This window comes from Methylophaga sp. UBA2689, assembly GCA_002354555.1.
Lineage (GTDB): Bacteria > Pseudomonadota > Gammaproteobacteria > Nitrosococcales > Methylophagaceae > Methylophaga.
This window is the reverse complement of record DELT01000102.1, coordinates 1-26,075: the sequence shown is the minus strand read 5'-3', so window position 1 is coordinate 26,075 and position 26,075 is coordinate 1. Positions and strand designations below refer to the sequence as shown.

Annotated in this window: 20 protein-coding genes and 4 tRNA genes; 14 read left to right on the top strand and 10 right to left on the bottom strand. The window is 45.3% G+C overall.

What is annotated here, in order from left to right; genetic code table 11:
- The 3 genes from B3M51_RS13370 to greB all read left to right on the top strand — a co-directional run.
- Positions 1-419 (top strand): hypothetical protein (locus B3M51_RS13370; protein ID WP_292759875.1); only part of this gene is annotated, 419 nt, incomplete at its 5' end.
- 104 nt (positions 420-523) lie between these two features.
- Positions 524-1,870 carry an FAD-dependent oxidoreductase gene (locus B3M51_RS13365; RefSeq protein ID WP_292482463.1) on the top strand — a complete coding sequence of 449 codons (1,347 nt, stop codon included), beginning with the start codon at positions 524-526 and terminating at the stop codon, positions 1,868-1,870.
- A complete protein-coding gene (gene greB / locus B3M51_RS13360) occupies positions 1,870-2,337 on the top strand; it encodes a transcription elongation factor GreB (protein ID WP_292759873.1) in 468 nt (155 codons plus the stop codon). Before B3M51_RS13365 ends, greB begins: the two co-directional genes overlap by 1 nt.
- Here greB and B3M51_RS13355 read toward each other — a convergent pair.
- From B3M51_RS13355 to B3M51_RS13335, 5 genes are all read right to left on the bottom strand, one after another.
- A complete protein-coding gene (locus B3M51_RS13355; protein ID WP_292759871.1) occupies positions 2,334-3,437 on the bottom strand; it encodes a PQQ-dependent sugar dehydrogenase in 1,104 nt (367 codons plus the stop codon). The two genes, greB and B3M51_RS13355, sit on opposite strands and share 4 nt — an antisense overlap.
- 16 nt (positions 3,438-3,453) lie before the next feature.
- The gene (locus tag B3M51_RS13350) at positions 3,454-5,082 is read right to left on the bottom strand and encodes a protein adenylyltransferase SelO (protein WP_292759869.1); all 1,629 of its coding nucleotides are present in this window, start codon (positions 5,080-5,082) and stop codon (positions 3,454-3,456) included.
- Positions 5,083-5,184: 102 nt separating this feature from the next.
- Complete coding sequence (locus B3M51_RS13345; RefSeq protein WP_292759867.1) at positions 5,185-7,938, bottom strand: valine--tRNA ligase; 2,754 nt, start codon at positions 7,936-7,938, stop codon at positions 5,185-5,187.
- A gap of 87 nt (positions 7,939-8,025) precedes the next feature.
- Positions 8,026-8,460, bottom strand: coding sequence for a DNA polymerase III subunit chi (locus B3M51_RS13340; RefSeq protein WP_292759865.1), 435 nt, complete (start codon positions 8,458-8,460; stop codon positions 8,026-8,028).
- Positions 8,461-8,470: 10 nt separating this feature from the next.
- Positions 8,471-9,958 (bottom strand): leucyl aminopeptidase, encoded by a 1,488-nt coding sequence (locus B3M51_RS13335; RefSeq protein WP_292759863.1) that lies wholly within the window; start codon positions 9,956-9,958, stop codon positions 8,471-8,473.
- A gap of 86 nt (positions 9,959-10,044) precedes the next feature.
- Between B3M51_RS13335 and lptF the strand changes: the two genes are divergently transcribed.
- Both lptF and lptG read left to right on the top strand, forming a co-directional pair.
- A complete protein-coding gene (gene lptF / locus B3M51_RS13330) occupies positions 10,045-11,175 on the top strand; it encodes an LPS export ABC transporter permease LptF (RefSeq protein ID WP_292759861.1) in 1,131 nt (376 codons plus the stop codon).
- Complete coding sequence (lptG, locus tag B3M51_RS13325; RefSeq protein ID WP_292759859.1) at positions 11,172-12,233, top strand: LPS export ABC transporter permease LptG; 1,062 nt, start codon at positions 11,172-11,174, stop codon at positions 12,231-12,233. Before lptF ends, lptG begins: the two co-directional genes overlap by 4 nt.
- On the opposite strand, the gene B3M51_RS13320 is transcribed toward lptG, so the two are convergent.
- The 3 genes from B3M51_RS13320 to B3M51_RS13310 all read right to left on the bottom strand — a co-directional run bounded on the left by B3M51_RS13320 (position 12,230) and on the right by B3M51_RS13310 (position 13,133).
- Positions 12,230-12,808: a hypothetical protein gene (locus B3M51_RS13320; protein WP_292759857.1), complete on the bottom strand. Its 579-nt coding sequence runs from the start codon at positions 12,806-12,808 to the stop codon at positions 12,230-12,232. The two genes, lptG and B3M51_RS13320, sit on opposite strands and share 4 nt — an antisense overlap.
- Positions 12,809-12,957: 149 nt before the next feature.
- Positions 12,958-13,033 (bottom strand) — tRNA-Glu (locus tag B3M51_RS13315).
- A gap of 24 nt (positions 13,034-13,057) precedes the next feature.
- A tRNA-Ala gene (locus tag B3M51_RS13310) sits at positions 13,058-13,133 on the bottom strand.
- 285 nt (positions 13,134-13,418) lie between these two features.
- On the opposite strand from B3M51_RS13310, the gene B3M51_RS13305 reads away from it, so the two are divergent.
- The 8 genes from B3M51_RS13305 to B3M51_RS13270 all read left to right on the top strand — a co-directional run bounded on the left by B3M51_RS13305 (position 13,419) and on the right by B3M51_RS13270 (position 21,485).
- The gene (locus B3M51_RS13305) at positions 13,419-15,665 is read left to right on the top strand and encodes an LPS-assembly protein LptD (RefSeq protein WP_292759855.1); all 2,247 of its coding nucleotides are present in this window, start codon (positions 13,419-13,421) and stop codon (positions 15,663-15,665) included.
- Between the two features lie 134 nt (positions 15,666-15,799).
- Positions 15,800-17,065, top strand: coding sequence for a peptidylprolyl isomerase (locus B3M51_RS13300; protein WP_292759853.1), 1,266 nt, complete (start codon positions 15,800-15,802; stop codon positions 17,063-17,065).
- The gene (gene pdxA, locus B3M51_RS13295; RefSeq protein WP_292759851.1) at positions 17,062-18,057 is read left to right on the top strand and encodes a 4-hydroxythreonine-4-phosphate dehydrogenase PdxA; all 996 of its coding nucleotides are present in this window, start codon (positions 17,062-17,064) and stop codon (positions 18,055-18,057) included. Before B3M51_RS13300 ends, pdxA begins: the two co-directional genes overlap by 4 nt.
- Positions 18,054-18,848 carry a 16S rRNA (adenine(1518)-N(6)/adenine(1519)-N(6))-dimethyltransferase RsmA gene (rsmA, locus tag B3M51_RS13290; RefSeq protein ID WP_292482438.1) on the top strand — a complete coding sequence of 265 codons (795 nt, stop codon included), beginning with the start codon at positions 18,054-18,056 and terminating at the stop codon, positions 18,846-18,848. The genes pdxA and rsmA overlap by 4 nt, the downstream gene beginning before the upstream one ends.
- A 219-nt stretch (positions 18,849-19,067) precedes the next feature.
- Positions 19,068-19,340, top strand: coding sequence for an HU family DNA-binding protein (locus B3M51_RS13285; protein WP_014707392.1), 273 nt, complete (start codon positions 19,068-19,070; stop codon positions 19,338-19,340).
- A gap of 13 nt (positions 19,341-19,353) precedes the next feature.
- Positions 19,354-19,429: transfer RNA gene (locus tag B3M51_RS13280), tRNA-Val, on the top strand.
- A 9-nt stretch (positions 19,430-19,438) separates the two neighbouring features.
- Positions 19,439-19,515: transfer RNA gene (locus tag B3M51_RS13275), tRNA-Asp, on the top strand.
- Positions 19,516-19,592: 77 nt separating this feature from the next.
- Positions 19,593-21,485: a SurA N-terminal domain-containing protein gene (locus B3M51_RS13270; RefSeq protein WP_292759849.1), complete on the top strand. Its 1,893-nt coding sequence runs from the start codon at positions 19,593-19,595 to the stop codon at positions 21,483-21,485.
- 36 nt (positions 21,486-21,521) lie between these two features.
- Here B3M51_RS13270 and B3M51_RS13265 read toward each other — a convergent pair whose 3' ends face one another.
- Together B3M51_RS13265 and B3M51_RS13260 are read right to left on the bottom strand one after the other, a co-directional pair.
- Positions 21,522-22,739: a dicarboxylate/amino acid:cation symporter gene (locus tag B3M51_RS13265; protein WP_292759847.1), complete on the bottom strand. Its 1,218-nt coding sequence runs from the start codon at positions 22,737-22,739 to the stop codon at positions 21,522-21,524.
- An 88-nt stretch (positions 22,740-22,827) separates the two neighbouring features.
- Positions 22,828-23,616, bottom strand: a complete 789-nt coding sequence (locus B3M51_RS13260; RefSeq protein WP_292482432.1) for an enoyl-ACP reductase FabI — start codon at positions 23,614-23,616, stop codon at positions 22,828-22,830.
- A gap of 120 nt (positions 23,617-23,736) precedes the next feature.
- Here B3M51_RS13260 and B3M51_RS13255 point away from each other — a divergent pair, with 120 nt between their 5' ends.
- Positions 23,737-25,893, top strand: coding sequence for an ABC transporter substrate-binding protein (locus tag B3M51_RS13255; protein WP_349676747.1), 2,157 nt, complete (start codon positions 23,737-23,739; stop codon positions 25,891-25,893).
- The last annotated feature ends 182 nt before the right edge of the window (positions 25,894-26,075 follow it).

Genomic DNA, 26,075 nt, shown 5'->3' with positions numbered 1-26,075 from the left:
AAGCCGAAGCCGAAGCCGAAGCCACAGAAGAGCCAACCAAGGCAGAGTTGGATTTTGCAGCGGCACTGGCCGCAGAACAAGCGCAGGCAGAACAGGACCGTAAGCAGACCCAGTCTGAAATAGCCGGTTTTGATATTCCAGAACAGCCCGAGTTACCTGAACCGGAACGACTCGAATCGTTACTTAAAGATGTCGAAAAGTTGCAGGCGACACAATCAGATAATAATGCATCGCTGATTCCTCCAACACAGGAGACACCACTTCCGGATCCTGCGCAATTGGAGAACCTGTTGACCGATGTTGATAATTTAACGGCCGTTAAAAAACCGGTGAAAAGTAGAAAGAAACGCAGTGAGTTGCAGGCGATTCTCTCAACAATACCGTCCTTTTCTGGCAGTAATAAAACAAAATATAAATAATCAGAGCATTTTATTGGGCTCAGATATTGATTAAATAGTGATATTTTTAAACGGTCTGATTAAGGTTTTGCTAAAATTTCCGTCGTTTAAGCACGGAAAAAATTATGTCAGACCAAATTCATCAGGTAGCCATTATCGGTGGCGGTGTCTGTGGCACCGCGCTACTGTATATGCTGGCTGAATATACTGATCTCAATGATATTGTCCTGTTGGAAAAGTATGCCGGAGTGGCCAAGGTCAACTCTAATGGCCGTAACAACAGTCAGACTATCCATTGCGGTGATATAGAGACCAACTACACATTGGAGAAAGCCACTAAAGTAAAGGCCGCCGCTGAGATGCTGGTGAATTTTGCTGCGGATTTACCCAATGTTGATCAGGTGATTTTCAAATATCCAAAAATGGTTTTAGGTGTAGGCGAGCAGGAATGTCGTCAGCTTCGCCAACGTTACCAGACTTTCCGTGAAGTATTCCCCAAGATGAAGCTATTGGAGAAATCCGATATTGCTACCTATGAACCCTCAGTGGTTATGGTCAATGGCGAAATGCGGCCAGAACCCTGTGTTGCGCTTGCCGTTTTGGATGATTACAGTGCAGTGGATTATCTGCGTTTATCTGAAGCTTTTGTTGATAAAGCCAAAGCGAAAACGGATAAACAAATCCAGTTAGTGTTTAACAGTGAAGTCGATGATATTGTCGAAAATGATGGTGTGTTTTCGCTGGTCACTGGCGACAAAATCATCAAGGCTCGCAGTGTGGTGGTTTCTGCTGGTGGACACAGCTTATTACTGGCGCAGAAGATGGGGTACGGGTTGGAGTTCTCCTGTCTGCCTGTAGCTGGAAGCTTTTATTTCACTCCACAAGTGCTTCGTGGCAAAGTGTATACCGTGCAGAATGATGCATTGCCCTTCGCAGCGGTACATGGTGATCCGGATGTGCTGGTAGAGGGTAAAACCCGTTTTGGACCAACAGCACTGTTACTGCCGTTGTTAGAGCGTTACAACAACAAAACTTTTTTTGATTTTCTGCGTGTTCTGCGTCTCGACAGCCGGGTAATGAGGGTGTTCTGGGATTTGTTCCGGATCAAGGATATTCGCAATTACATCTTTAAAAACTTTTTGTTTGAAGTGCCGCTATTACGTCGCTGGCTGTTTTTGAAAGATGCCCGCAAAATTGTTCCTGGCCTGCAGTTGAAAGATATTGAATTCGCCAAAGGTTTTGGGGGGGTCAGGCCTCAGTTGATTGATAAAAAGAATGCCAAGTTGTTGATGGGGGAAGCCAAAATTAATCCAGGAACAGGCATTGTTTTTAACATGACACCATCGCCTGGCGGCACCAGTTGTCTGGAAAATGCTGAAACCGATATGCGGCTGATTGCCAGCCGTTTGGGTGCAACAATTAATGAATCACAGCTAAATCAAGCACTTCATAAATCAGCAACAATAAATTAATGGCTTCATCACCTTACATTACTGCCGATGGCATGTTCCGGATGAACCAGGAACTGAGTGAACGCTGGCAGCGACGCAGGCATGTGGTTCAGGCGCTGGCGGCTGCAGCGGCAGAAGGAGATCGCTCTGAGAATGCAGAATATATTTATCGCAAGAAAGAACTCAGAGAAATAGACCGGCGTATTCGCTATCTGCAAAAACGTATTCCCGATTTGATGGTGATCGATCGTATTCCGGATAATCAGGATGCGGTGTTTTTTGCTGCATACGTAACGCTGTTGAAGGATGATACGGAAGAGGTTCAATACCGGATTGTCGGCCCGGATGAAATTGACCACGCCAAAGGCAATATCAGTGTCGATTCACCTTTGGCGCAGGCATTGTTAAAAAAACAGATTGATGATGAAGTTAGCATCCAGGTTCAGGATGGTGGTCATCGTTATCTGATTCTGGACATTAACTATTAATTTGCCGGCTGAATCCGGTAAATTTCGCCATCATCCGTAGAGACATATAACCAGCCTTCAGGGCTTTCAATAACATCGCGAATACGTTTCTTCATTGTTCGCAGATAGCGTACTTCATCGACTGCCTGATTATCCTGAATTTTAACCCGGTTCAGATGCTGTAACGCCAACGCACCGGAAATTAAATCGCCTTGCCAATCCGGGAAAGCATCACCCTGATATTGCACCAGACCACTGGGGGCAATTGAGGGAATATAAACTTTTACCGGATTTTCCATACCTTCTACTTCTTTTTTGCCAACGGAAACTGGTGCGTAGTATTCCTTGCCATGAGAAGCTTCTGGCCAACCGTAGTTTTTACCGGCTTCGATCAGATTGATTTCATCTCCACCGCGTGGACCGTGTTCAATGTCCCATAGTTGCTGAGTCTCGGTGTTATAAAACAAACCTTGGGGATTACGATGACCATAGCTCCAGATTTCCGGCAAGGCATTAGCATCTCCTACAAAAGGATTGTCCTGCGGGACACTGCCATCAAGTTTGAGTCGTAGAATAGTGCCATTGTGATTGCTAAGATCCTGAGCTCTATCACGTTCGCCACGATCCCCAATAGAGAAAAACAGATGACCCTGTTGGTCAAACACAATTCGGCTGCCGTAATGCTGCCCTTTACTGGTACGAGATTGAGTGACCAGTAAATCGTTCCAATCGCTTAAGGCGTCACCATTCAACTTGGCGCGGGCGAGGGTGGTGGCACCCTGACCCTCTACATTTTTACTGTAAGTAAAATAGACCCAGCCACTCTCGGCATAATCAGGAGATAAGGCAACATCAAGGAAACCACCCTGGCCTTCAGCTTTAACTGCAGGTACATTAGATATCTCGGTGCTTTCACCAGAATCCAGATTAATCCGGCTTAATTTCCCCTCACGTTGACTGACCAGCATAGTGCCGTCCGGCAAAATTGCCATTCCCCATGGGATACCCAATCCCTCTGCAACCTTGTCAATTTTCAGCTTTTTATCATTGACGCTACCAGCATGGGCAGTAATTGCAGATGTTAAAATCAATAAAACAAACAGCTTACTGATCAACTTCATCTAATTACTCCTTTGTTTAAGAACTACAGGACAGCATCGAGCAGCCAGGTTTATCTCTGGCCCAGTCCGGGCGTTTGGCTGCGTAATGATGATATTGTGGCTGTTCGTCATAAGGACGGTGCATGACCTCCAGAAGTTCATCAATCATGCTGTAATCACCCTCATGGGCTTTATCAATCGCCTGTTGTGACAAGTAATTGCGTAATACATATTTCGGATTAACCAGGTTCATTCTGGCTTTTCTATCCTGGTCGCTGGTGCCATCCTGTTGCACACGTTGCTGATATTGACGCAACCAGTCACAGATATCTTTTTTATCTTCTTTCGATAAAGCATCTGGGGCGTAATAAGCTTCCATCAACGGTTCCAATAGCGCTTCATCGCGGAGATCATTCTGTTCACAACTCACATCAGCTAACTTACGATAGAAAATCGTCATATCGGTTTCAGCCAATAACAGAATTTTCTGTAACTGCTGATTCAATTCATGATCATCATCACCCTGATACTTGTTCAGACCCAGCTTATCGGCACGCATCTGTTGCCATTTATTGGTGTAGAGCTCAACATAATCGGTCAGAATTTGTTGTAACGGTTCAACCTCATCAATTAATGGATAAATCGCATTGCCCAGTTGTAACAGATTCCATTGGGCAATCTGTGGTTGGTGCCCAAAACGGTAGCGTTTACCAGTGGCATCGGTGGTGTTAGGCGTCCAGTCGGGATCGTAATTATCAATCCAGCCATATGGGCCATAATCAATGGTCAGACCCAGTATGGAAGTGTTATCAGTGTTTAACACGCCATGCACAAAACCGACACGCATCCAGTGCACCACTAAATCTGCTGTGCGTTCACAGACTTCTTTAAACCAGGCCAGATAAGTTTCTTTAGAAGGTTCTCCCAGATGTGAAAAATGATGGCGAATGGTGTAATCAACTAGTAAACGAAGATTGTCGACATCGCCTCGCGAGTTAAACAATTCGTAATTACCAATACGCAGGAAAGAAGGCGCGACTCGACAGACAATCGCACCTGGTTCAGTTTGCGGGCGGCCATCGTAAAACATATCGCGGATTACGCCTTCACCGGTGGTCACCAGACTCAAAGCACGGGTTGTGGGGATACCAAGATGAAACATTGCTTCACTGCAGAGAAACTCTCGGACAGATGAACGCAATACTGCTAAACCATCAGCCGAGCGAGAATAGGGAGTTTCACCGGCACCTTTGAGTTGCAGCATTTGCAGCTGTCCGTGAATATCCTGAACTTCACCAAGATTAATGGCACGGCCATCGCCAAGTTGTCCGGCCCAGTTGCCAAACTGATGTCCGCCGTAGCACATGGCATGCGGTTGCATGCCTTCAAGCATTTCATTACCTGCAAACACATTAGCAAACTGTCGGCTTTCACAATCTACCGGTCTGATGCCTAAGTCGGTGGCTAAATCCATGGAATAAGCGACCAGTTTAGGATCGGCGACAGGCGTAGGGTTCACAAATGTATAACAGGCACCAAGTACCTGACGGCGAACATTTTCGGTATCCGGATCGGCAGGAAGCTCCCGTACAAAGCGGTTATCGAACTGCAGCCGTGTCATAGGCGTTGTGGTGGCGTCGTTGGGATTAAATTCTAGTGTAGTCATAGGCCTATTACATCAAATTTAAGCCGGCAAGAACACCGGCTTTCTTTATTGATATTGACGGCCTGATCGGCTCAAAAAGTTCCTGAAAAGAACGATTCGGTTTTAGCCAAGAGCATTACGTTGTTGCTGTAACTGAGTTAACGACTGTTCCAGTTCGGCCAGTTTTTCACGTTCTTTGGCAACAACATCTGCGGGCGCCTTGGCAACATAGTTTTCATTACTGAGTTTGCCCGCTGATTGTTTGATGATTTTATCAAGTTTGCTGATTTCCTTGTCCAGACGGGCAATTTCAGCATCTTTATCAATCAGGCCTTCCAGTGGAATCAGGATTTCCATTTTACCAACCAGTGCAGTAGCAGCGGCGGGTGCTTCACCTGTCAGAAATTCAACAGATTCCAGGTTGGCCAGGCGGCTGATAAAGTCACGGTTATCCTGCAAACGTTGTTTATCAATGTCAGCGGCATCCTTAAGCAGCACTGGTAACTGTTTTTTTGGTGCAATATTCATTTGCGAGCGAATAGAGCGAATGCCATTTATGAATTGCATTACCCATTCCATATCCGCTACGGATGTTTTATCAATTTTGCTGCTATCTGCTACCGGGTAGGCTTCACGCATAATGCTCGGGCCCGATTTGCCGGCCAATGGCGCAATGGTGTGCCAGATTTCTTCGGTAATAAAAGGCATAAACGGATGAGCTAAACGTAACGTGGCTTCCAAAACCCGAACCAGGGTACGACGGGTGCCACGCTTGGCGGCATCACTGGCTGCATCATTATTTAATACCGGTTTGGACAGTTCCAGATACCAGTCACAATAATTATTCCAGATAAACTCATAAATGGCCTGTGCTGCTAAATCAAAACGGTAGCTGTCGATAGCGCGGGTAACATCTTGTTCTGTCTGTTGCAGTAATGAAATGATCCAGCGATCGGCCAGAGAAAGTTCGACCTCATCATTATCGATACCGGTATCCTGACCTTCCGTGTTCATCAGCACATAACGTGCAGCATTCCATAGTTTGTTACAGAAATTGCGATAACCGGCGATACGGTTCATATCAAAATTGATATCACGTCCGGTGGTGGCTAAAGAGGCAAAAGTGAAACGCAAGGCATCAGTTCCGTGCGGTGCGATACCTTCCGGAAATTCCTTGCGGGTAGCTTTTTCAATTTTGGCAGCCAGTTGGGGCTGCATCATGCCACTGGTACGTTTGGCGACCAATGATTCCAAGTCAATACCATCAATAATATCGATGGGATCCAGAACATTACCTTTGGATTTGGACATTTTCTGGCCATGTGAGTCGCGCACCAGACCATGGATATAGACTTCTTTGAATGGCACATCATCCATAAATTTGATGCCCATCATCATCATCCGGGCAACCCAGAAAAAGATAATGTCAAAACCGGTCACCAAAACACTGGTCGGATACCAGGTTTTCAAAGCCGCATCATCAGCCGGCCAACCCAAAGTGGAGAAGGGCCATAACGCTGAAGAGAACCAGGTATCCAGAACATCTTCATCCTGTCTGAGAACAACAGAATCCGCTAATTGGTGTTTTTGACGTACATCAGCATCATCATGACCCACATAGATATTGCCTTGTTCGTCATACCACGCAGGGATGCGGTGTCCCCACCAGATTTGCCGGGAAATACACCAGTCCTGAATGCCATCCATCCAGTTATAAAAGGTTTTATCCCAGTTGGCTGGGACAAATTTAATTTTACCTGACTGTACCGCTTCAACTGCCGGAGCCGCCAGTACATCAGCTTTGACATACCACTGATCAGTCAATAATGGTTCGATAACAGCATTAGAACGATCACCTCGTGGCACCATCAGTTTATGGTCCTGAATGGTTTCCAGTAAGCCTAATGCTTCAAAATCGGCAACGATTTGTTTGCGGGCTGCATAGCGATCCAGACCGCGATATTTTTCCGGTGCATTGTCATTAATGGCAGCATCAATGGTCAGAATATTGATCTGTTCAAGGTTGTGACGATTGCCAACTTCAGCATCGTTGAAATCATGGGCTGGAGTGATTTTGACACAACCACTACCAAATTCCGGATCGACATAGTCATCACCGATGATCGGAATTTCACGGCCCACCAGTGGCAGGGTGATGGTTTTGCCGATCAGCTGTTTATAGCGTTCATCTTCAGGATGTACCGCAACAGCCGTATCACCGAGCATGGTTTCAGGACGGGTAGTGGCCACCACCAGATGACCGCTACCATCGGTTAAAGGATAGCGGAAATGCCATAAATGGCCGGCTTCTTCTTCCGATAATACTTCCAGATCGGATACCGCTGTGTGTAAAACCGGATCCCAGTTCACCAGCCGTTTGCCACGGTAAATCAAACCTTCTTCGTGAAGTTTGATGAACACATGTTTCACGGCTTCGGACAGATTGTCATCCATGGTAAAACGATCACGAGACCAGTCCAGAGAGGATCCAAGACGGCGTAACTGACGGGTAATATTGCCCCCGGATTCGCCTTTCCAATCCCAGACCCGCTCAATAAACGCCTCACGGCCCAAATCATGACGGGTTTTGCCTTCGGCATTTAACTGGCGTTCCACTACCATCTGGGTGGCGATACCGGCATGATCGGTACCCGGTTGCCAAAGCGTGTTGTCACCTTTCATACGGTGATAACGGGTCAGCAGATCCATGATGGTGTTATTAAACCCATGACCCATATGCAAACTGCCGGTGACATTTGGCGGCGGCAACATAATGGCGTAGGGCGTGCCTTCGCCAGAAGGTTTGAATTCGCCGTTTTGTTCCCACTGTTGATACCAGCGTTGTTCTATTGCATCGGGATTATAGGTTTTGTCCATGCGTCTCTGCGTTTATCTGTTCGGAAAAAGAAAAGCGGGCATTATACCCGCTTAATGTGTGCCCGGTCATGAGTGAGCCGGATTGTGTTAATTGTTTATTTGATGCGTATCGAGATGATAGCCACGATCCTTGTAAAACTGATAGCGAACGCGCCCCTGTTTTTTGACTTCTTCATCGCCATTAATAATTTCGGCCAGCCGTTCAAACTGACTGAAAAATAATGGCTGAACCGGGTTTAAATTGATCAATACGTCCATCAGTTTTGGTGGCGCTGTATTTTCATGACTGATTAATACCGGTGCTTCGATTTTGCTATCCATTGCTAAAATTTGATGCGGTACAAAACTGTCTGGCCTAAAAGCCCATAAAGCCTTATCCATGGCTTCACTCTGATTCTGATCTTCAGTATGGATAAACACCTGATGACCTTGTAGATAGGCTTTTTCCGCCAGCCGGCAGGCAAATTGCTGCCGGACAAGCGGATCGGTTGTAGCTAAAATATAAAAACTGACTTTAGTCATGAACTAACTATCAGTCTTCCAGACGGTTCAGAATATATTGCATTAATAATGGCACTGGGCGGCCAGTTGCACCTTTTTCCTTGCCACCATTCCAGGCAGTACCGGCGATATCCAGATGCGCCCATTTGAATTTTTCAGTGAAACGGGAAAGGAAACACGCCGCGGTAACACTACCTGCTTCTTTACCGCCGACATTGGCGATATCGGCAAAGTTACTGTCCAGTTGTTTCTGATAGTCATCCCATAACGGTAACTGCCAAGTACGATCGAAACTGTCGTTGCCGGCTTTAAGCAGGTCATCGGCCAGATCCTGGTTGTTTGCCATTAACCCTGTTGCGTTGCTTCCCAAAGCCACAATAATTGCACCGGTTAAGGTAGCAATGTCGATAACGGTGTCGGGATCAAAACGTTCGCTGTAGGTCAGCGCGTCACACAGCAATAAACGACCTTCAGCATCAGTATTCAGAATCTCAATGGTTTGACCGGACATACTGGTCACCACATCACCGGGCTTGTTGGCATCACCATCGGGCAAGTTTTCAGAGCTTGGAATAACTCCAATGACATTAATGGGCAGCTGCAATTCGGCAACAGCTTGTATAGTACCTAGCACGCTGGCTGAACCACACATGTCGTATTTCATTTCATCCATACCCTGAGAAGGTTTGAGCGAAATACCACCGGCATCAAAGGTCAGGCCTTTGCCAACCAAAACGATTGGTTTACTGTCGCCGCCGCCACCGTAATTCAGGGTAATGAGTTTTGCTGGTTCACGGCTACCGCGTGAAACCGACAGGAATGACCCCATTCCTAATTCAGCAATATCACTTTCTTCCAGCACATCCACGGCCAGATTGTCTAAATCCTGTCCTAATTTTATGGCTTGTTCAGCGAGATAGGTTGGGGTGCAGATATTGCCAGGCAAGTTACCAAGTTCACGTGCTAGATTCATGCCTCTGCCAATTGCTGCACCGGTATCACAGGCTTTCTCAAGGGTATCGATATCTGCTTCACTGGCCATAAAGCCGAGTCGGGTAAGGGGTTTTTCCACCGGTTTGAACTGACTTTTTGTCTGGCTGTAGCGATACAAAGCAGTTTCAGTATTGATGATAGTTTGACGAATTTTCCAGGCAGTAGTGCGCTCTTTGACAGGTGCTTCTGCTAAACAGCTGACAGCTTGTGTGGCAGCACTTTCATTTAGCCATTTGGCCATCGAAATACAGGCCGCATTAAAATCATTTTCACTGGTTTTTTCGAATTTTCCGCAACCCACCAATAATATTCTAGGACTGGAAATGCCTTCGATATCCTGTAGCAGCATTGTTTGACCCGGTTTGCCACTAATATCCCCGCGTTCGATAACGCGTTGAATCAGACCTTTACTTGCCGTGTTTAAAGTAGCAGCTGCGGGGCTGAGTTGGCTGTCTTCAAATACGGCGACAGCAATACAGTCAATCGACTGTGTTGGCAAAACATCTTTGGTCACAAAATACTGCATGGATTTCTCCTGTTGATGTAGATGGTTTAGACTGCGCTTTTTACTGCAGTGAACTGACTGCCTATTCTAACGAAGACCACTGAATAATGCCCGCCCTAAGACGATTATTTGTTGAGCGTTTCAGCCTGATAGACCGATATATGCTGCGAGAGTTTTTAATTTCTCTAATCGCTGTCATCGGTGTGTTGTGGCTGATATACGTGGCAACACGTTTTGCACGCTATCTTGCCCAGGCTGCGGTTGGCAATTTACCGGCAGAAGTCATTTTCAATTTGCTCTGGCTGAATTCTTTTGGCGCGATATCCATATTACTGCCGATTGGTACATTTTTAGCGGTATTGCTCAGTTTGTCACGTATGAGTTCAGATAACGAACTTACGGTGATCGCTGCCTGCGGAATTGATGGTAATCGAATATTACGCAATGTTGTGGTTTTCAGCGGTGCAATGGCGATTATTACTGGCGTTCTGGCATTGCTGATTGTTCCAGATGTCTTATCAGGTCGCTATGAAATTGAACAGAAAGCCAAGATTGCTGCCAACACTACAGGTTTGGTTGCGGGAAGTTTTAAGGAAAGCCAGGACGGCGACTGGACCTTTTATTCACAACAGCTCAGTGAAGATAAAACCCACATGGAAAATATCTTTATTGAGATTCATCGCGATGAAAAACCTTTAATTTTCAGAGCCGAGCGTGGACGTTTTGATATTGAATCTGAAACTGGAGATAAATATCTGGTATTGGAAGACGGCTATCGCTATGAAGGTAATGCCGGTGATTTGGATTTTCGCATTGCGGAATACGCAACCCATAGCATGCTGATTGAACGTGGCGAGTCGGTCCAGGTTCGTGAAAAACATAAATCATTACCTACTGCGGCGTTATGGGAGCGCGGAGAACCTCAGGATCTGGCTGAAATTCAGTGGCGGGTTTCCAGCGCTGTTATGACGGTCATATTGAGTGTGATAGCCATCACTCTGGCGCACACTGGTCCAAGGCAAGGACGTTATGCCGGATTTTTCCCGGCCGTACTGGTCTATGTTATTTACAGCAATTTATTAGGCGTAACCCGAGCCTGGGTAGAGAAGGGCGATCTGGCTCCATGGATTGGGGCCGTCTGGGTCCATCTGTTGATGATTGGCATTATGCTGATTTTGCAAAATCGTCTAAAACTGCAACGACTCTGGCAACAACGTAAGCGACCAAAAACAGCATGATTCTACAACGCTATATTAGTAAAACCATCTTAGGCAGTACCGCTTTGGTACTGGTGGTATTAATGTCGCTTTATACCTTTATGGATTTTATTACCGAGCTGGATGATCTGGGCAAAGGTGATTATCAATTACTGGATGTACTTATCTATTTAGCTTTATCGATGCCGAAGCGCATCTATGAATTACTGCCGGTTGCTGCTTTGTTGGGTAGCGTGATTGGTCTGGGAACATTGGCGTCGCAAAGTGAATTGGTAGCAATGCGTTCAGCCGGCGTATCGGTAAAAGACATTAATAAAGCCGTTTTGATTGTCGCCGGTATTTTAATGATTATCGCTGTCATTCTTGGTGAGTTGATCAGACCTATTACTGAACAAAAAGCTTTGCAGGTACAAACCTCCGCACAAACAGGAACCGAGGGGAGTCAATCAGAATTTGGTTTCTGGACCCGAGATGGTAATCATTTCAATCATATCGAACGGATCCATAGTGATGGACGTTTTGAAGGGGTTAAGGTCTACGAATTCGATGATAAGCATCAATTGAGGATTGTCACTAAAGCCAGAGAGGCCCGTTACGATAATAATGAATGGCTGATGTTTGATGTGGTGCAAAGCACTATTGACGAAAAGGGTGTGAAGGTCAGAGCGATAGAGCGGGCTAAATGGCGCTCCAAGCTCAACCCTGGCATGTTGAATGTGGTTGTTGTTCCACCAGAGTTTTTACCGGTATGGAGCCTGGTTGAGTACGTTTCCTACCTGAAATCCAACCATCAGGCAGTTGGTCAATATCAATTGGCATTCTGGAGCAAAATCATGATGCCGTTGAGCTCGGCTGTAATGGTTTTTCTTGCTGTGCCATTTATCTTCGGTCCGTTACGTTCCGCACCGATTGGGGGGCGTATTCTGGTGGGTGTTCTGGTTGGGATTGGCTTTTATTTATTTAACCAGAGCTTTCAGCATATGGGGCTGGTATTTGGATTACTGCCCTGGCTGGCGGCATCCCTGCCAACTATCATCTTTGCCGGCATAGGCATCTTTATGTTGCGAAGGGTGCGCTAATTAAGAGAGATCTCACGAATCTCTTTATCAAGACCATGGGCTTTAAGCAATGCAGCAATCTGGGCACTGTGATCTTCTACTTTAGCATTCGCCGCTTTGAAGGCTTGTGGATCATTATCACGGAAAGCCAGCATAAGATTGACAGAAACGTCTTTAAGCTCGGCAAAAATCGTGGTTAGTGCCTTTTCAGGTCGCTCTGCCAGAAACTCCTCGTTAGCACTTGCAACCAGCTGATTCTCAGCATCTAACATACTAAAGTTTGGTGAAAAGCCTCGCAGATGCCAGACATTAAATCCTCGAGGATCGTTTCTTTGTTGATACAGATCAAAATACTTTCCAAGTAGTTCAACCTGACTGTAATAACGGTGACTCATCTGGCTGACATATTGAGGCAGATTATTTTCCGTAAGCGCTTCAAATTCTGAAGCAAATGACGCCGCTTTTTTCTCCTCCGCGTTTACTGAGGGAATAGACACAAGCAAAGACAGCATCAATAACCTTATCAGCTGGCTGAAAGCGTTTCTGGACATAAAGGGTAGGAGATAGGGCTTCACTGAAGAAAAGTTGACAGTCATGATGTTCACCATTAAAAAACGTTGGCTGATTATCAGTGAGCGTAATGACTTAGTAAAGAGAATGTGTAATGGCAGAAACAAAAAAGGCGGTGAGATTTCTCACCGCCTTTTTATTAACGCCCGATAACTTTATTACCGGTTGCCTTATATGGCGTCCCCAAGGGGATTCGAACCCCTGTTACCGCCGTGAAAGGGCAGTGTCCTAGGCCTCTAGACGATGGGGACCTAAAACTGTTTTCTTTCGTTTCCTGGTGGAGCTAGGCGGGATCGAACCGCCGACCTCTTGCATGCCATGCAAGCGCTCTCCCAGCTGAGCTATAGCCCCCGAAAGGAAGCGCATACTATAGGGATTGAGTTTTTCTCTGTCAACAGAATATTTGAAATTATTTACATGAACTAGTGATGGTTCCACGGAGATTGTGTTGGCTAGGAAGTCAGCTGGAATGCCATAGTAAAGCTAAGTTATTGATGAATAGTCAATATATTGTTTTTGGCCATCTTAATTAGATAGGGGATTTGATGAAAGCACATTTCTGTGCGATAAATTGGCAGTTATTTATTGAATATAGAAGGCCGTTTTTTCGGTCATCAAGGCTCACCGGGGATATTGATGCGCAAACTGATAATTCTATCTGCAGGTTTTGTTTCCTGTTTTGCTCCTCTTGTTTCCGCAGAGCCATACCATGTGCCCAGTCACTGTCCCCGACCAGACGCCGATTTTTTTCTCCCTGAAGATGCACTTACTGAACAAAGTGATGTTGATGTCCAAGCAGATACGGCTCAGCTGGTTGATCTAGGTACTTCTGTATTTACCGGCAAAGTGGATATTCGTCGCGGCGGACAGCAATTAAATGCCAACCGTGCAACTTACAATCAAACTACCGGTAAAGTGACCGCGCAGGGGGATGTACGTTTACGTGATAGTCAGATGTCGATATTTGGTGATCAGGCCGAATGGAATATCAATGAAGATCGCGGCACGCTGATTGATGCGGAATATCAAACCAAACAGATGAATGCGCGCGGTGAAGCGAGTCATGTGAATCGTCAGGGACTGCAGTCAACTCAATTAAAAAACGCAACCTATACAACCTGTATGGAAGACGATGAATTCTGGAAACTGAAAGCCGGAGATGTCGATCTGGATCACGAAGAGGGTGTCGGCCGGGCTTATGATGTTGTTTTGCGTATAAAGGACGTTCCGGTTTTTTATACGCCATATATCAGTTTTCCGTTAAGTGATGAACGTAAATCAGGTTTCTTGATCCCTTCAATTGGTAGTTCCAACGAAACCGGCTTTGATGTCAGCACACCTTATTACTGGAACATTGCACCGCAAATGGATGCGACCCTGACACCACGTTATATGTCAGATCGTGGCTTAATGTTAAATGGCGAGTTTCGTTATCTCACTTCGCAATCTGAAGGCTTGATTGATGCAGGTTTTCTGGGCAGTGACAGTCTGCGTCAGAATGGTGATGAAATAAATCCCAACTACAATGAAGATCGGAAACATTTTTCATTTCAGCAAAATGGGCATTATGGCAGCAGCAACCGCTGGCGAACCCTGGTTGATTACAACTATGTATCGGACCGGGATTATCTGGAAGATTTCAGCAGTAATTTAAGTTTGAGTAGTACTACGCATTTAAACCGATTATTAAATGTGAATTATTACGGAGATATCTGGAATTTCGGGGCAAGAGTGCAGGGGTATCAGAATCTGCTGGAAGATGTTGAAGATCCCTATCAACGATTGCCGCAATTAACATTAAATGGATTACTGCCCGATCAGGCGTATGGGCTTAGCTATGAATTCAAGTCTGAATTTACTGCTTTTGATCATGATGACAAGGTATCCGGCCAGCGGTTGAATATGGAACCCGGCGTTAGTCTGCCGATGGGCACTGCAGGTTTCTTTATGACTCCCCGTGTCGCATTGAAACAAAGTTACTATTCTCTTGATAATTTAAGCGGCCAGACTCAATTTGAAGATAGCAGTATTAATCGCACCTTGCCTGTAGTGAGTTTGGATAGCGGATTGATTTTTGAACGACCGCTCAAATTTGCTGGAAACAACATGATCCAGACTTTAGAACCAAGAGCGTTTTATCTTTATATTCCCTATCGGGATCAGGACAATATTCCACTTTTTGATACCAATTTGCGTACCTTTGGTATGGGCAGTATGTTCAGTCATGAACGTTTTACTGGTCCTGATAGAGTCGGTGATGCAAATCAGGTAACAGTGGGCCTGACCAGCCGCTTTATCAATGAAGAAACCGGTCGTGAAAAATTACGAATGACATTAGGACAAATCCAGTATTTTTCAGATCGTAAAGTCAACTTAAGACAGGATGTCAAAGAAACCAGTTCTGACTCTGACTATATTGCTGAAGCGGTGGCCAGTATTACCGAGGAATGGGCTCTGGCTGGACAGATTCAATGGGATCCTGACAGCACCACCTCTAATATGTCTTCGCTGCAATTACGCTATCGCGGAGACAATGGTGGTGTATTCAACATCGCTCATCGCTATCGACGGGATGATGGCTTGAACCGTTTTCCGATAGAACAGGCTGATGTGTCAGGCAGTCTGCCGATTAATGATCAATGGAGCGTCATTGGTCGTTATTATCGCTCTTTGATGGATAATACGACGTTAGAAGCTTTGGCAGGGGTTGAATACCACAGCTGTTGCTGGGCAACTCGTGTAGTTTTCCGTGATTACATTAATGACATTAATGCTGACAGCCGCAACAAGGCCATCTATTTTGAAATTGAATTGAAAGGTCTGGGTCGCTTTGGTAAGAAATCCGGTGGACTGCTAGAGGAAAGTATTCGAGGTTATGAATAAATATAGCCAGCAGATTCAACTTTCGCATAGTTCATTTTGTCATTGAGTCATCTATCTGCATTTAGGTTCTTTAGGTCTTAAGCGTTTTGAAACGCTATAATAACGGCCAACAATTTACGGAGTTTGTATAGTTCATGATTAAATATTTGCTTGTCGGCTTATTGCTTGCGAACAGCGTATGGGCAGCGCCGCTTGATCGTATTGTTGCTGTTGTTAATAACGAAATTGTCCTGGATAGTGAGCTGGTCGAGATGGAGCAGACTGTTCGGCAGCAGCTTCGCCAGCGTAATGCCGCAATACCATCCTCTGATATTCTGCGCCGACAGGTCCTTGAACGCCTCATCATGCAAAAACTGCAACTACAGCGCGCAGATATGTCTGGTATTCGGGTAGCAGATGACGCTTTGAATGCTGCCGTCCGACAAATTGCTGAAAACAATAATCTAACCATCCGCCAGTTCCGTGATGCACTTGAAAGTGACGGTTATGATTTCACCGAATTTAGGGAAACGATTCGTGAAGAAATGGTTATCAGTCGGCTACGTAAAAGTGAAGTTGAAGATTCTATCGTCGTATCTGAACGTGAAGTAGATAACTTTCTGGCAACCCAAAACCTGCAGGGCGATTCTGAGCAAGCCTTCAGACTGTTACATATATTAGTCGGTATTCCTGATGCACCGACTCCGGAGCAAGTACAGGAAGCCGAACAAAAGCTTGCCGTTATTCAGGATTTACTGGCGGAGGGTGGTGACTTTTCAGAAATTGCTGCAGGGTACTCTGATGGTCAAAATGCGTTGGAGGGTGGGGAACTAGGCTGGCGTAAACAGGCTGAATTGCCAACCTTATTTGCTGGTGTAGTACCTAACCTGTCCGTAGGCGAAGTGAGCGACGTTATTCGAAGCGGCAGTGGTTTTCATCTGGTCAAACTGGTTGAAAAACGCAGTGAAGAAACTCATCTGGTTAAACAGACCAAAGCTCGCCACATCTTAATCAAAACCAATGAACTGGTGACTGATGAAGCCGCGGAAAAACGACTTAAACAACTACGCGAGCGAATCCTCAATGGCGAAGACTTTGCTGAGCTGGCAAAGGCACACTCTGAGGATACCGGCTCGGCAATTGACGGCGGAAGCCTCGGTTGGACCAGCCCAGGCGTTATGGTTCCAGAGTTTGAAGAGGTTATGAATGGTTTGGCTGAAGGTGAAATGAGCGAAGTTTTTCAAAGCCGTTTTGGTTGGCATTTAATTCAGGTTGATGAGCGCCGTGAACAAAATATGGCGGATGAATTTAAGCGCAATAAAGCTCGTGAACAGATAAAACAACGCAAAATTGAAGAGGAACTTGAAAGCTGGTTAAGAGCAATGCGTGATGAAGCCTACATAGAGTATCGTGACCTTTGAGTGATATTTGTCGTATAGCGCTTACTTCAGGTGAGCCTGCTGGAATTGGTCCTGATTTGTGTATTCAGTTGGCACAACAAGCCCAACGTCACCAAATAGTCGTTATTGCCGATCCAGAGCTGCTCCAGCAACGTGCAGATGAGTTAGGGTTACCAATAAAGCTGATTGAGTTTGATCCGGATTTGGCCCCCCAACCGAGTGATGCTGGTTGTATCGTCTATCTGGCAAGTAAGCTTTCAGAAAAAGTGCTGGCTGGTAAATTGAATCCTGCTAATTCAGCCTATGTAATTAGTACATTGCAACTCGCATTGAATGGTTGTCTGGATGGGACTTTTGATGCCGTTGTCACCGCACCCGTGCATAAAGGCGTCATTAATGATGCTCAGGTCCCTTTTAGCGGTCATACCGAATTTTTCGCTGATGGTGCTGGTGTCAATAAAGTTGTGATGATGTTGGCGACACCTGAGCTTCGAGTGGCGTTGGCAACTACACATTTACCACTTCGCGAGGTAAGTGATGCCATTACCCAACAAAGCCTGCTAAAAATCATGCATATTCTGGCTGAAAGTCTGCAGCAAAGTTTTGGATTAAAACATCCACGAATAGCGGTATGCGGCTTAAACCCTCATGCTGGCGAAGGCGGGCATCTGGGCACTGAAGAACAAACTGTAATCGAACCTGCAATTAAGCTTATACGAGAGGAGGGCTATGAGTTCAACGGACCATGGCCAGCAGACACTATTTTCGTAAAGTCTCGTCTTGCAGATTATGACGCTGTATTAGCGATGTATCATGATCAGGGCCTGCCAGTACTTAAGCATCAAGGTTTTGGTGATGCTGTGAATATCACTATGGGTCTTCCATTCATCCGAACATCGGTTGACCACGGCACTGCACTGGATCTTGCCGGTTCAGGTAAAGCCAGTGCAACCAGTCTGCAGGCTGCAATCAATATGGCTGAAACAATGTCATTAACCAGAAGAACTCTATGACTGATCAGCGACAATATCCGAAAGCACGCAAACGATTTGGGCAAAACTTCTTGCATGATGAAGCTGTTATAGCGGATATCATTGCTGCAGTAGCGCCGCAAAAAGATCAGCATCTGGTCGAAATAGGGCCTGGACGTGGGGCATTAACGGCCTCGTTGCTGGAAGATGCCGGATTACTGGATGTAATTGAACTGGATCGTGATTTGGTACCAATACTGCAAAACCAGTTTAAAGGTGCTGCTAATCTGCATATCCATCAGGCTGATGCCTTGGAGTTTGATTTCAGTTTATTACCTCGGGATGGTGAAAAATTAAGGGTGATCGGTAACCTGCCTTACAACATCACTACACCGTTATTATTTCATTTACTGGAACAGGCTTCGTTAATAGAAGATATGTGTTTTATGCTTCAACGAGAGGTCGTAGAGCGCATTTGCGCCGCACCGGGTAACAAAAGCTATGGTCGGTTAAGCATAATGATTCAATATCAATGCATGGTTGAGCAATTATTTATTGTGCCACCTACAGCCTTCGATCCTCCGCCTAAAGTGGAGTCAGCTATCATTTATATCCAACCAAGAAAGCAATTTTTAGGGGGGGATGTCTGCATAAAAACATTAGGCAGTTTAGTGACACAGGCATTTAGCCAGCGTCGAAAAACCATCGCTAACACTTTGAAAAATAGTGTTTCCGTGGGGCAGTTGGAGGCTCAGGGGATCGATCCAAAGCTACGTCCAGAAACCTTGTCCGTTAAACAATATGTTGCTTTGGCACAATCTATTAGTGCTTAAAATAAGTATAGGGTATATAAGTAAAAGCTTAAGTACTGATTTGGCAGGAGTTTAGAGCCGGTTCACAAAAAATGGTCATGCTAAATGACACTAATGTTTTACTGTCTTGACACACTGTTTTTGCTGTAGTTAGATACACACAACCAATGAGACGCGCCGAGGTATTGTGTGTCCTTTGGGATTTGAATACATAATATAAACGACACGAGGAATTAAGCTGTGAATAAATCTGAATTAATCGATGCAGTTGCTGCGGCCGCAGACATTTCAAAAGCAAAAGCGGCTCTGGCTGTTGACGGTGTGACTTCTGCAGTCACAAAAGCGTTAAGCAAAGGCGATCAAGTTACTCTGGTAGGTTTCGGTACTTTTTCTGTTCGTGAGCGTGCTGCTCGTACCGGCCGTAACCCACGTACCGGCGAAGAAATCAAAATTGCAGCTGCAAAAATTCCTGCATTTAAAGCTGGTAAAGCCCTGAAGGATGCTGTAAACTAGTTTCTTTTTTCTGGGGTGCTTAGCTCAGCTGGGAGAGCATCGCCCTTACAAGGCGAGGGTCGGGGGTTCGAACCCCTCAGCACCCACCAGGAATATCAGGAGCGGTAGTTCAGCTGGTTAGAATGCTGGCCTGTCACGCCGGAGGTCGCGGGTTCGAGTCCCGTCCGCTCCGCCAATACAAAAGAAGGGCGCATTCTATGCGCCTTTTTTTTTGCTTAAATTAACCCACACTCGTGAAGAAGGTTCACTCCTATGTTGCATTTCATTCGTGATCGCGCCCAAGGTTGGATTGCTTGGTTTATTGTTGGCTTAATCAGCATTCCATTTGCACTTTGGGGGGTGAATTCTTATGTCTCCGGACCAAGTGATACCATCGTCGCCGAAGTTAATGGTGAAGAAATCACCCAGACAGCATTGCTAGAAGCTGTCCAGCGCTACCGTGATCAAATGCGGCAGATGATGGGTGAAGAATTCAATCCCGAGATGTTTGATAACGCTGAAATTCGTTATGTCGTCCTTGATGATTTAATTGATCAGCAACTCATCCGTTCTGCTGGTGATGAACTTGGTCTTCGGATAAGTGACCGCCAGATTGCACAATTCATCCAGCAAACCCCCGCATTTCAACGTGATGGCACATTTGATAGTGAACAATATCAAATGGTTCTGGCCAGAGCGGGATTTACTCCCACTTCGTATGAAGCCAGCTTAAGGGATGATCTTTTGGGCCAACAGCTTATCCAGAGTGTTGAGGGTAGTACCCTGGTCTCTGAGGTTGAGGTAGAAAGATTGTTAAAACTGGAAAATCAACAGCGCGAAATTGCCTTTGGCGTAGTCAAGCTGGAAGATTTTCTTGATGAAACAGAAGTAGATGATGCAGATGTACGTGGTTTTTTTGATGCCAACCAGTCTAGTTTTACTTCACCGGAACAAGTCTCACTTGATTATCTGGAACTATCACTTGATGAAATTTCCACACAGGTCGAAGCGAGTGAAGAACAGCTACAGCAATATTATGTTGATAACAAATCACAGTTTGTGGGGCCTGAACAGCGCCGTGCCAGTCATATCTTAATTGAAGATAATGACGAGTCAGAGCAAATTCTTGCCGAAATTCAAACCAAACTTGAAGAAGGTCAAAGCTTTGAAGAGCTGGCAGAAACCTATTCGATCGATGTTGGTTCTGCATCTTCAGGTGGTGATTTAGGTGCTATTCAACGTGATGTTATGGAACCAGCTTTTGAAGAAGCAGTGTTTGCTTTAGAGAATGTTGGTGATATATCCGAACCTGTTAAAACAGAGTTTGGTTATCACATCATCCAATTAACGGATATTGATCAATCCAGCAATGTAGAGTTTGCTGAAGTGAGAGATGAAGTTGAGCAACAATACAAACGTCAGCAAGCTGAACGTCAGTTTTACGATAAAGCCGAAGAGTTGGCGAATCTTACTTATGAGAATCCCGAAACACTTGATATTGCCGCTGAAACATTGGGTTTAGATATCAAAACTTCTGGAACATTTACCCGCAGCGGTGGCAGTGGTATTGCTGAAAACCAGGAAGTTGTGAAAGCCGCATTTTCGGATGATGTATTGAATCAGGAATTGAACAGCCAGGTCTTAGAGTTATCTGACACTCGTCTGGTTGTAGTTCGCAAGAACAACCATGTTGATGCGACCTTGCTGCCATTTGACTCAGTTGCACCAGCGATTACTGAACAGCTTCGTTATCAGCGTGCCAGCGATTTAGCCTATATTCAGGGCGAATCCAGACTGCAGGAGTTGCAATCCGGTGCACCAGCGACAGAAGTCTTTCCTGATACCTGGCAGCCAGCTGCTTATTATGGGCGTGATAGTCAGGACATTAGCGCACAAATACTGGATCAGGCATTTAGATTACCAAATTCGGAATCAACCCAATATGCCGGTTTCACTACCGAAAATGGTAATTATGTAGTTATAGCAGTAAGTGATGTGAAACAGGGTTCAGTTGAAGATGTAGAGCCTGAAATGCGTGATGGACTCGTATCTAACTTGACCAGACTGAACGGCCGTGTAGAAATGGCAGCATTCCTTAATACATTACGCAGTGAAGCCGACATTGAAATTTATGAGTCACGGGTAACATCTAGCGAAGAAGAGTAGTTCGCTAACCTTAACTTGCAGATTGAAAAAGGCGCTTTATAGCGCCTTTTTTATAACTAATGTATCGATGACTTTAGCGCCGACACTGTCGCCCCAGATATTCACAACTGTACGGAATCGATCCAGAAACCAGTCCACTGCCAGTAACAGTGCGATACCATCCAATGGCAGACCTACCGCACTAAGTACGATTACCATGGTGACCAGCCCTGCTTCAGGAATTCCTGCCGCGCCAATGGCCGCAAGGGTTGCCGTAATAAAGACAATAACCTGTTGAGTCATCGTCAAATCAATGCCGTAGGCCTGAGCTATAAATAACACTGCAGCAGCTTCATAGAGAGCTGTGCCATCCATATTGACTGTACTGCCCAGTGGCAAAACAAATTTGATGGCTTTATCACTAACTTTATTTTCACGCGCATTTTCCATCGTGAGTGGAAGTGTGGCTGTTGAACTGGCTGTACCAAAGCCGGTTACCAGGGCTCGACTCATACCCATTAAGTAGCTAAGGCCTTTGCCAGCAATCAGTTGCAAGAGTAAAAAAAGAAAACAAAAGTGGATGAAAAGCCCTGTTAACACGGTGACTACATGCCAACCCACCGCCTGTATTTCTCGAAACAATGCATCGCCTCCACCGGCCATTCCCAGTCGTGCAGCAATCAAGGCGAAAATACCGATCGGGGCAAAATACATTATCCATATCACCAGTTTCATCATGGCTTCGTTAATCCCATCAAAAACGGCAAAGACGGGTTTGGAACGTTCACCAATTGTTGTTAACGCCATTGCAAACAATATGGCAAAAACAATAAGTGGTAATAACTGCATCTCAGTGGCAGAGGCAAATAGATTTGGTGAGATCAACGACATCACAATATCGGATGCGCCGGTTCCCTGTTTTTCCAAAATGCGCTCTGGAACCGTGGCATCACCTAGTTCAATACCTGCACCGGGCTGGATGATATTCACGACTACCAGGCCGATGAACACTGCCGTAGCGGTTGTTAGAGCATAATACAGAAGGGTAGAGCCACCTAAACGTCCCAGCTTACGGATATCGCCAAGCGCGCCAATACCGCTGATAACAGACGCTACAATCAACGGGATAATCACCATTTTCAACGCATTGAGAAATAAGTCTCCCAGCCAACCGATTTGTAATGATAAGTCATCGAAAAACCAGCCAAACAGGACGCCGCTGATGGCACTCAGGATGATTAAAATCAATAATATGACGGCATGTGAGTGTGGCATTGGCTGTTATCCTCAAAGTTATTAGGGCTAAAACAAAAACAGGGCTGAAAGCCCTGTTTTTGATAACTGAATAAACATCGGTAAAAAATTACTTATCGCCAATACCGACAATATTGTAACCACCATCAACATAGGTAATTTCGCCGGTTACTCCGGATGCCAGATCGGAGCACAGGAAAGCACCTACATTGCCAACTTCATCAATCGTGACATTACGACGCAATGGTGCATTACGTTCGCCGTAGGCCAGCATCTTTCCAAAATCGCCAATACCGGCAGCAGCAAGTGTTTTTATAGGGCCTGCGGAAACAGCATTTACCCGAATGCCGTCCGGTCCTAATGAATAAGCCATATATCTGACGGTAGCTTCCAGAGCAGCTTTTGCGACACCCATAACGTTGTAATTATCGATGGCACGTTCCGCACCCAGATAGCTCAGTGTCAATAATGAACCATTCCGGCCAGCCATTAACTCTTTACCCGCTTTTGCCAATGCAGCAAAGCTGTAGGCGCTGATATCATGTGCAGCGGCAAAACCTTCGCGGGTCACACTGTCAACAAAGCTGCCTTGCAGTTGTTCACGTGGAGCAAATGCAACCGAATGAACAATACTGTCCAGACCATCCCATTTTGTGGCCAGGTCATCGAAAACAGCTTTGATTTGTTCATCACTGCTAACATCGCAAGGAAAAATTAATGCGGGATTGGAGCCACATTCTTCAGCGATTTTTTCGACGCGGGATTTGAGTTTGTCATTTTGGTAAGTAAAAGCTAATTCAGCACCTTCACGTGCCATGGCATGCGCAATACCGGCGGCGATAGAACGCGAGCTGGCAACGCCAACAATCAATACCCGTTTGCCTTGTAGAAAACCCATGAAGTACTCCAGAAATTTTAAAACCGATAAACTTACCTGATTTTGGCAGGTACTGGAAGAGGCGAGCAGCTTACATTCCCGTTATACTCCCTATTTGCCTGGTTTCAACTTTGGATGGTTATGCCCCGATTTTCTGTTGTGTTCTTCTGGATTGTTATAGCAATACTGACAGGTTGTGATATATCGGCTATCAACTCTCCATACCCTGCTGCTGAGAGTGAAAAAACGGTTAGTTACAGCTCCTTTATGCTGCGTCCAAAACATCTTGATCCTGCCCGTTCCTACTCAGCAAATGAAAGCCTGATTACGGCGCAGATATATGAGCCGCCCTTTCAGTATCATTACCTTAAACGTCCGTATCAAATGGAACCATTAACCGCAGCGAAAATGCCGGAAGTGGAATTTTTAGATAAAAATCAACAGGTATTGGCGGGATCACAACAGACAGCAGAAAATATTGCTTTTTCACGTTATACGATTACTCTGAGACCCGGAATAGCCTATCAACCACATCCGGCATTCGCTCAGGATGCGTCTGGACAATTGCTATATCACGATCTGGATCAACAGAACTCCAATCATCTGAACACGATTATGGATTTTCCAGAGCAAGCCACCCGTGAATTAAAAGCGGCTGATTATGTATATCAAATTAAACGGCTGGCGCATCCGGAAGTACATTCACCCATTTTAGGATTAATGAGTGAACACATCGTCGGTTTGGGTGATTTTGCCGCCATTCTGAATAAACTGCAGCAACAGGATAAGCCGCTTGATTTGCGGGAACTACATATCGATGGGGTGGAAGTTATTGATGATTATCAATACCAAATTACCGTTTATGGTCAATATCCCCAATTGGAGTACTGGCTGGCGATGCCATTTTTTGCGCCCATTCCCTGGGAAGCCGATGTGTTTTACCAGCAGACTGTCTTAAAAGATAAAAACATCACTTTAGACTGGTACCCGATTGGAACGGGGGCCTATCAAATGGTAGAAAACGATCCTAACCGGCGCATGGTGATGATTAAAAACCCCAATTATCACGGTGAAATTTATCCCAGTGAGGGTAATCCTGGCGATGCTGCAGCTGGTTTACTGGATGATGCCGGTTTGCCGATGCCATTTATCGATAAAATCATTTACACCCTGGAAAAAGAAAGTACCTCTTATTGGGGCAAATTCATTCAGGGTTACTACGATATTAGTGGCTTAACTTCCGACAGTTTTGAACAGGCTATCCAGGTTTCTTCAGGTGGTTCGTTTGGACTAAGTGAAGATATGATGGAAAAAGGTATTGATTTACAGGCTGCAGTTGGCACCACTACCCATTATATCGGGTTTAATATGCTGGACTCAGTGGTAGGCGGAGATACTGAGCAAGCACGCAAATTGCGGCAGGCGATTGCAATTGCAATAGATCAGGAGGAATTTGTTTCCATTTTCTTTAATGGCCGTGGAATTCCTGCCCAAGGACCTATTCCTCCCGGAATTTTTGGTTATCGTGAAGGCCGGGAAGGATTGGACCCTTACGTTTATGAATGGCGGAATGATGCAGTACGCACCAAGCCCATCTCTTTTGCCAGAGAATTACTTGCGGATGCTGGATATCCCAATGGTCGAGATGCTGAAACAGGGCAACCTTTAGTTCTGTATTTTGATGTTTCTGCTGTTGGACCGGATGCCAAGGCACAATTGGACTGGATGCGTAAACAATTTCAAAAACTCAATATTCAGCTGGTGATTCGGTCAAGTGATTACAACCGTTTTCAGGATAAAATGCGTCGCGGGCAAACGCAGATATTCAAAGTTGGCTGGAGCGCTGATTATCCGGATCCGGAAAATTTTCTGTTTCTTCTATATGGGCCTAACGCCAAAGCCATTCATAATGGTGAAAACAGCGCCAATTACCAAAACCCGGAGTTTGATGAGTTATTTGAGCAGATGCGGGTAATGCCTGATGGTGATGAGCGTCAAAAAATTATCGACAAAATGGTGGATATTGTTCGTCATGATGTGCCGTGGGTATGGGGCTTTCATCCCAAACAGTTAACGTTGTTTCACGCGTGGAATAAAAATATCAAACCCAATCTGATGGCAAACAATACATTAAAGTATCATCGAATTGATCCGCTATTACGAGACCAGTTGCGGTCGAAATGGAATCAACCGACCATCTGGCCGCTGATTTTGCTGTTGTTTATTTTTAGCATGGCAATGTTGCCAGCTGTTTTGATTTATCGCCGAAAAAAATACCAACAGGCTGTCAATACTTGATACTGTTGATTTTGCGTATCATCCGGTACAATTGAATGCGGAAATTGTTATATGACTTCAGGTATGAATTGAGCAGGGAGAAAAGCACGTGGATTTGGCTACTTTACTGGGTTTTTTAATAGCCTGGAGTCTGATTATCGCCACCATTGCTCTTGGGGCAGCGGCGAGCACCTTTGTTAACA

What these genes read in the sequence shown, in the direction of transcription:
- B3M51_RS13365 (WP_292482463.1), top strand. Translation starts at nt 524, where the DNA reads ATGTCAGACCAAATTCATCAGGTAGCCATTATCGGTGGCGGTGTCTGT.
- greB (WP_292759873.1), top strand. Translation starts at nt 1,870, where the DNA reads ATGGCTTCATCACCTTACATTACTGCCGATGGCATGTTCCGGATGAAC.
- B3M51_RS13355 (WP_292759871.1), bottom strand. Translation starts at nt 3,437, where the DNA reads ATGAAGTTGATCAGTAAGCTGTTTGTTTTATTGATTTTAACATCTGCA.
- B3M51_RS13350 (WP_292759869.1), bottom strand. Translation starts at nt 5,082, where the DNA reads ATGACTACACTAGAATTTAATCCCAACGACGCCACCACAACGCCTATG.
- B3M51_RS13345 (WP_292759867.1), bottom strand. Translation starts at nt 7,938, where the DNA reads ATGGACAAAACCTATAATCCCGATGCAATAGAACAACGCTGGTATCAA.
- B3M51_RS13340 (WP_292759865.1), bottom strand. Translation starts at nt 8,460, where the DNA reads ATGACTAAAGTCAGTTTTTATATTTTAGCTACAACCGATCCGCTTGTC.
- B3M51_RS13335 (WP_292759863.1), bottom strand. Translation starts at nt 9,958, where the DNA reads ATGCAGTATTTTGTGACCAAAGATGTTTTGCCAACACAGTCGATTGAC.
- lptF (WP_292759861.1), top strand. Translation starts at nt 10,045, where the DNA reads ATGCCCGCCCTAAGACGATTATTTGTTGAGCGTTTCAGCCTGATAGAC.
- lptG (WP_292759859.1), top strand. Translation starts at nt 11,172, where the DNA reads ATGATTCTACAACGCTATATTAGTAAAACCATCTTAGGCAGTACCGCT.
- B3M51_RS13320 (WP_292759857.1), bottom strand. Translation starts at nt 12,808, where the DNA reads ATGACTGTCAACTTTTCTTCAGTGAAGCCCTATCTCCTACCCTTTATG.
- B3M51_RS13305 (WP_292759855.1), top strand. Translation starts at nt 13,419, where the DNA reads ATGCGCAAACTGATAATTCTATCTGCAGGTTTTGTTTCCTGTTTTGCT.
- B3M51_RS13300 (WP_292759853.1), top strand. Translation starts at nt 15,800, where the DNA reads ATGATTAAATATTTGCTTGTCGGCTTATTGCTTGCGAACAGCGTATGG.
- rsmA (WP_292482438.1), top strand. Translation starts at nt 18,054, where the DNA reads ATGACTGATCAGCGACAATATCCGAAAGCACGCAAACGATTTGGGCAA.
- B3M51_RS13270 (WP_292759849.1), top strand. Translation starts at nt 19,593, where the DNA reads ATGTTGCATTTCATTCGTGATCGCGCCCAAGGTTGGATTGCTTGGTTT.
- B3M51_RS13265 (WP_292759847.1), bottom strand. Translation starts at nt 22,739, where the DNA reads ATGCCACACTCACATGCCGTCATATTATTGATTTTAATCATCCTGAGT.
- B3M51_RS13260 (WP_292482432.1), bottom strand. Translation starts at nt 23,616, where the DNA reads ATGGGTTTTCTACAAGGCAAACGGGTATTGATTGTTGGCGTTGCCAGC.
- B3M51_RS13255 (WP_349676747.1), top strand. Translation starts at nt 23,737, where the DNA reads ATGCCCCGATTTTCTGTTGTGTTCTTCTGGATTGTTATAGCAATACTG.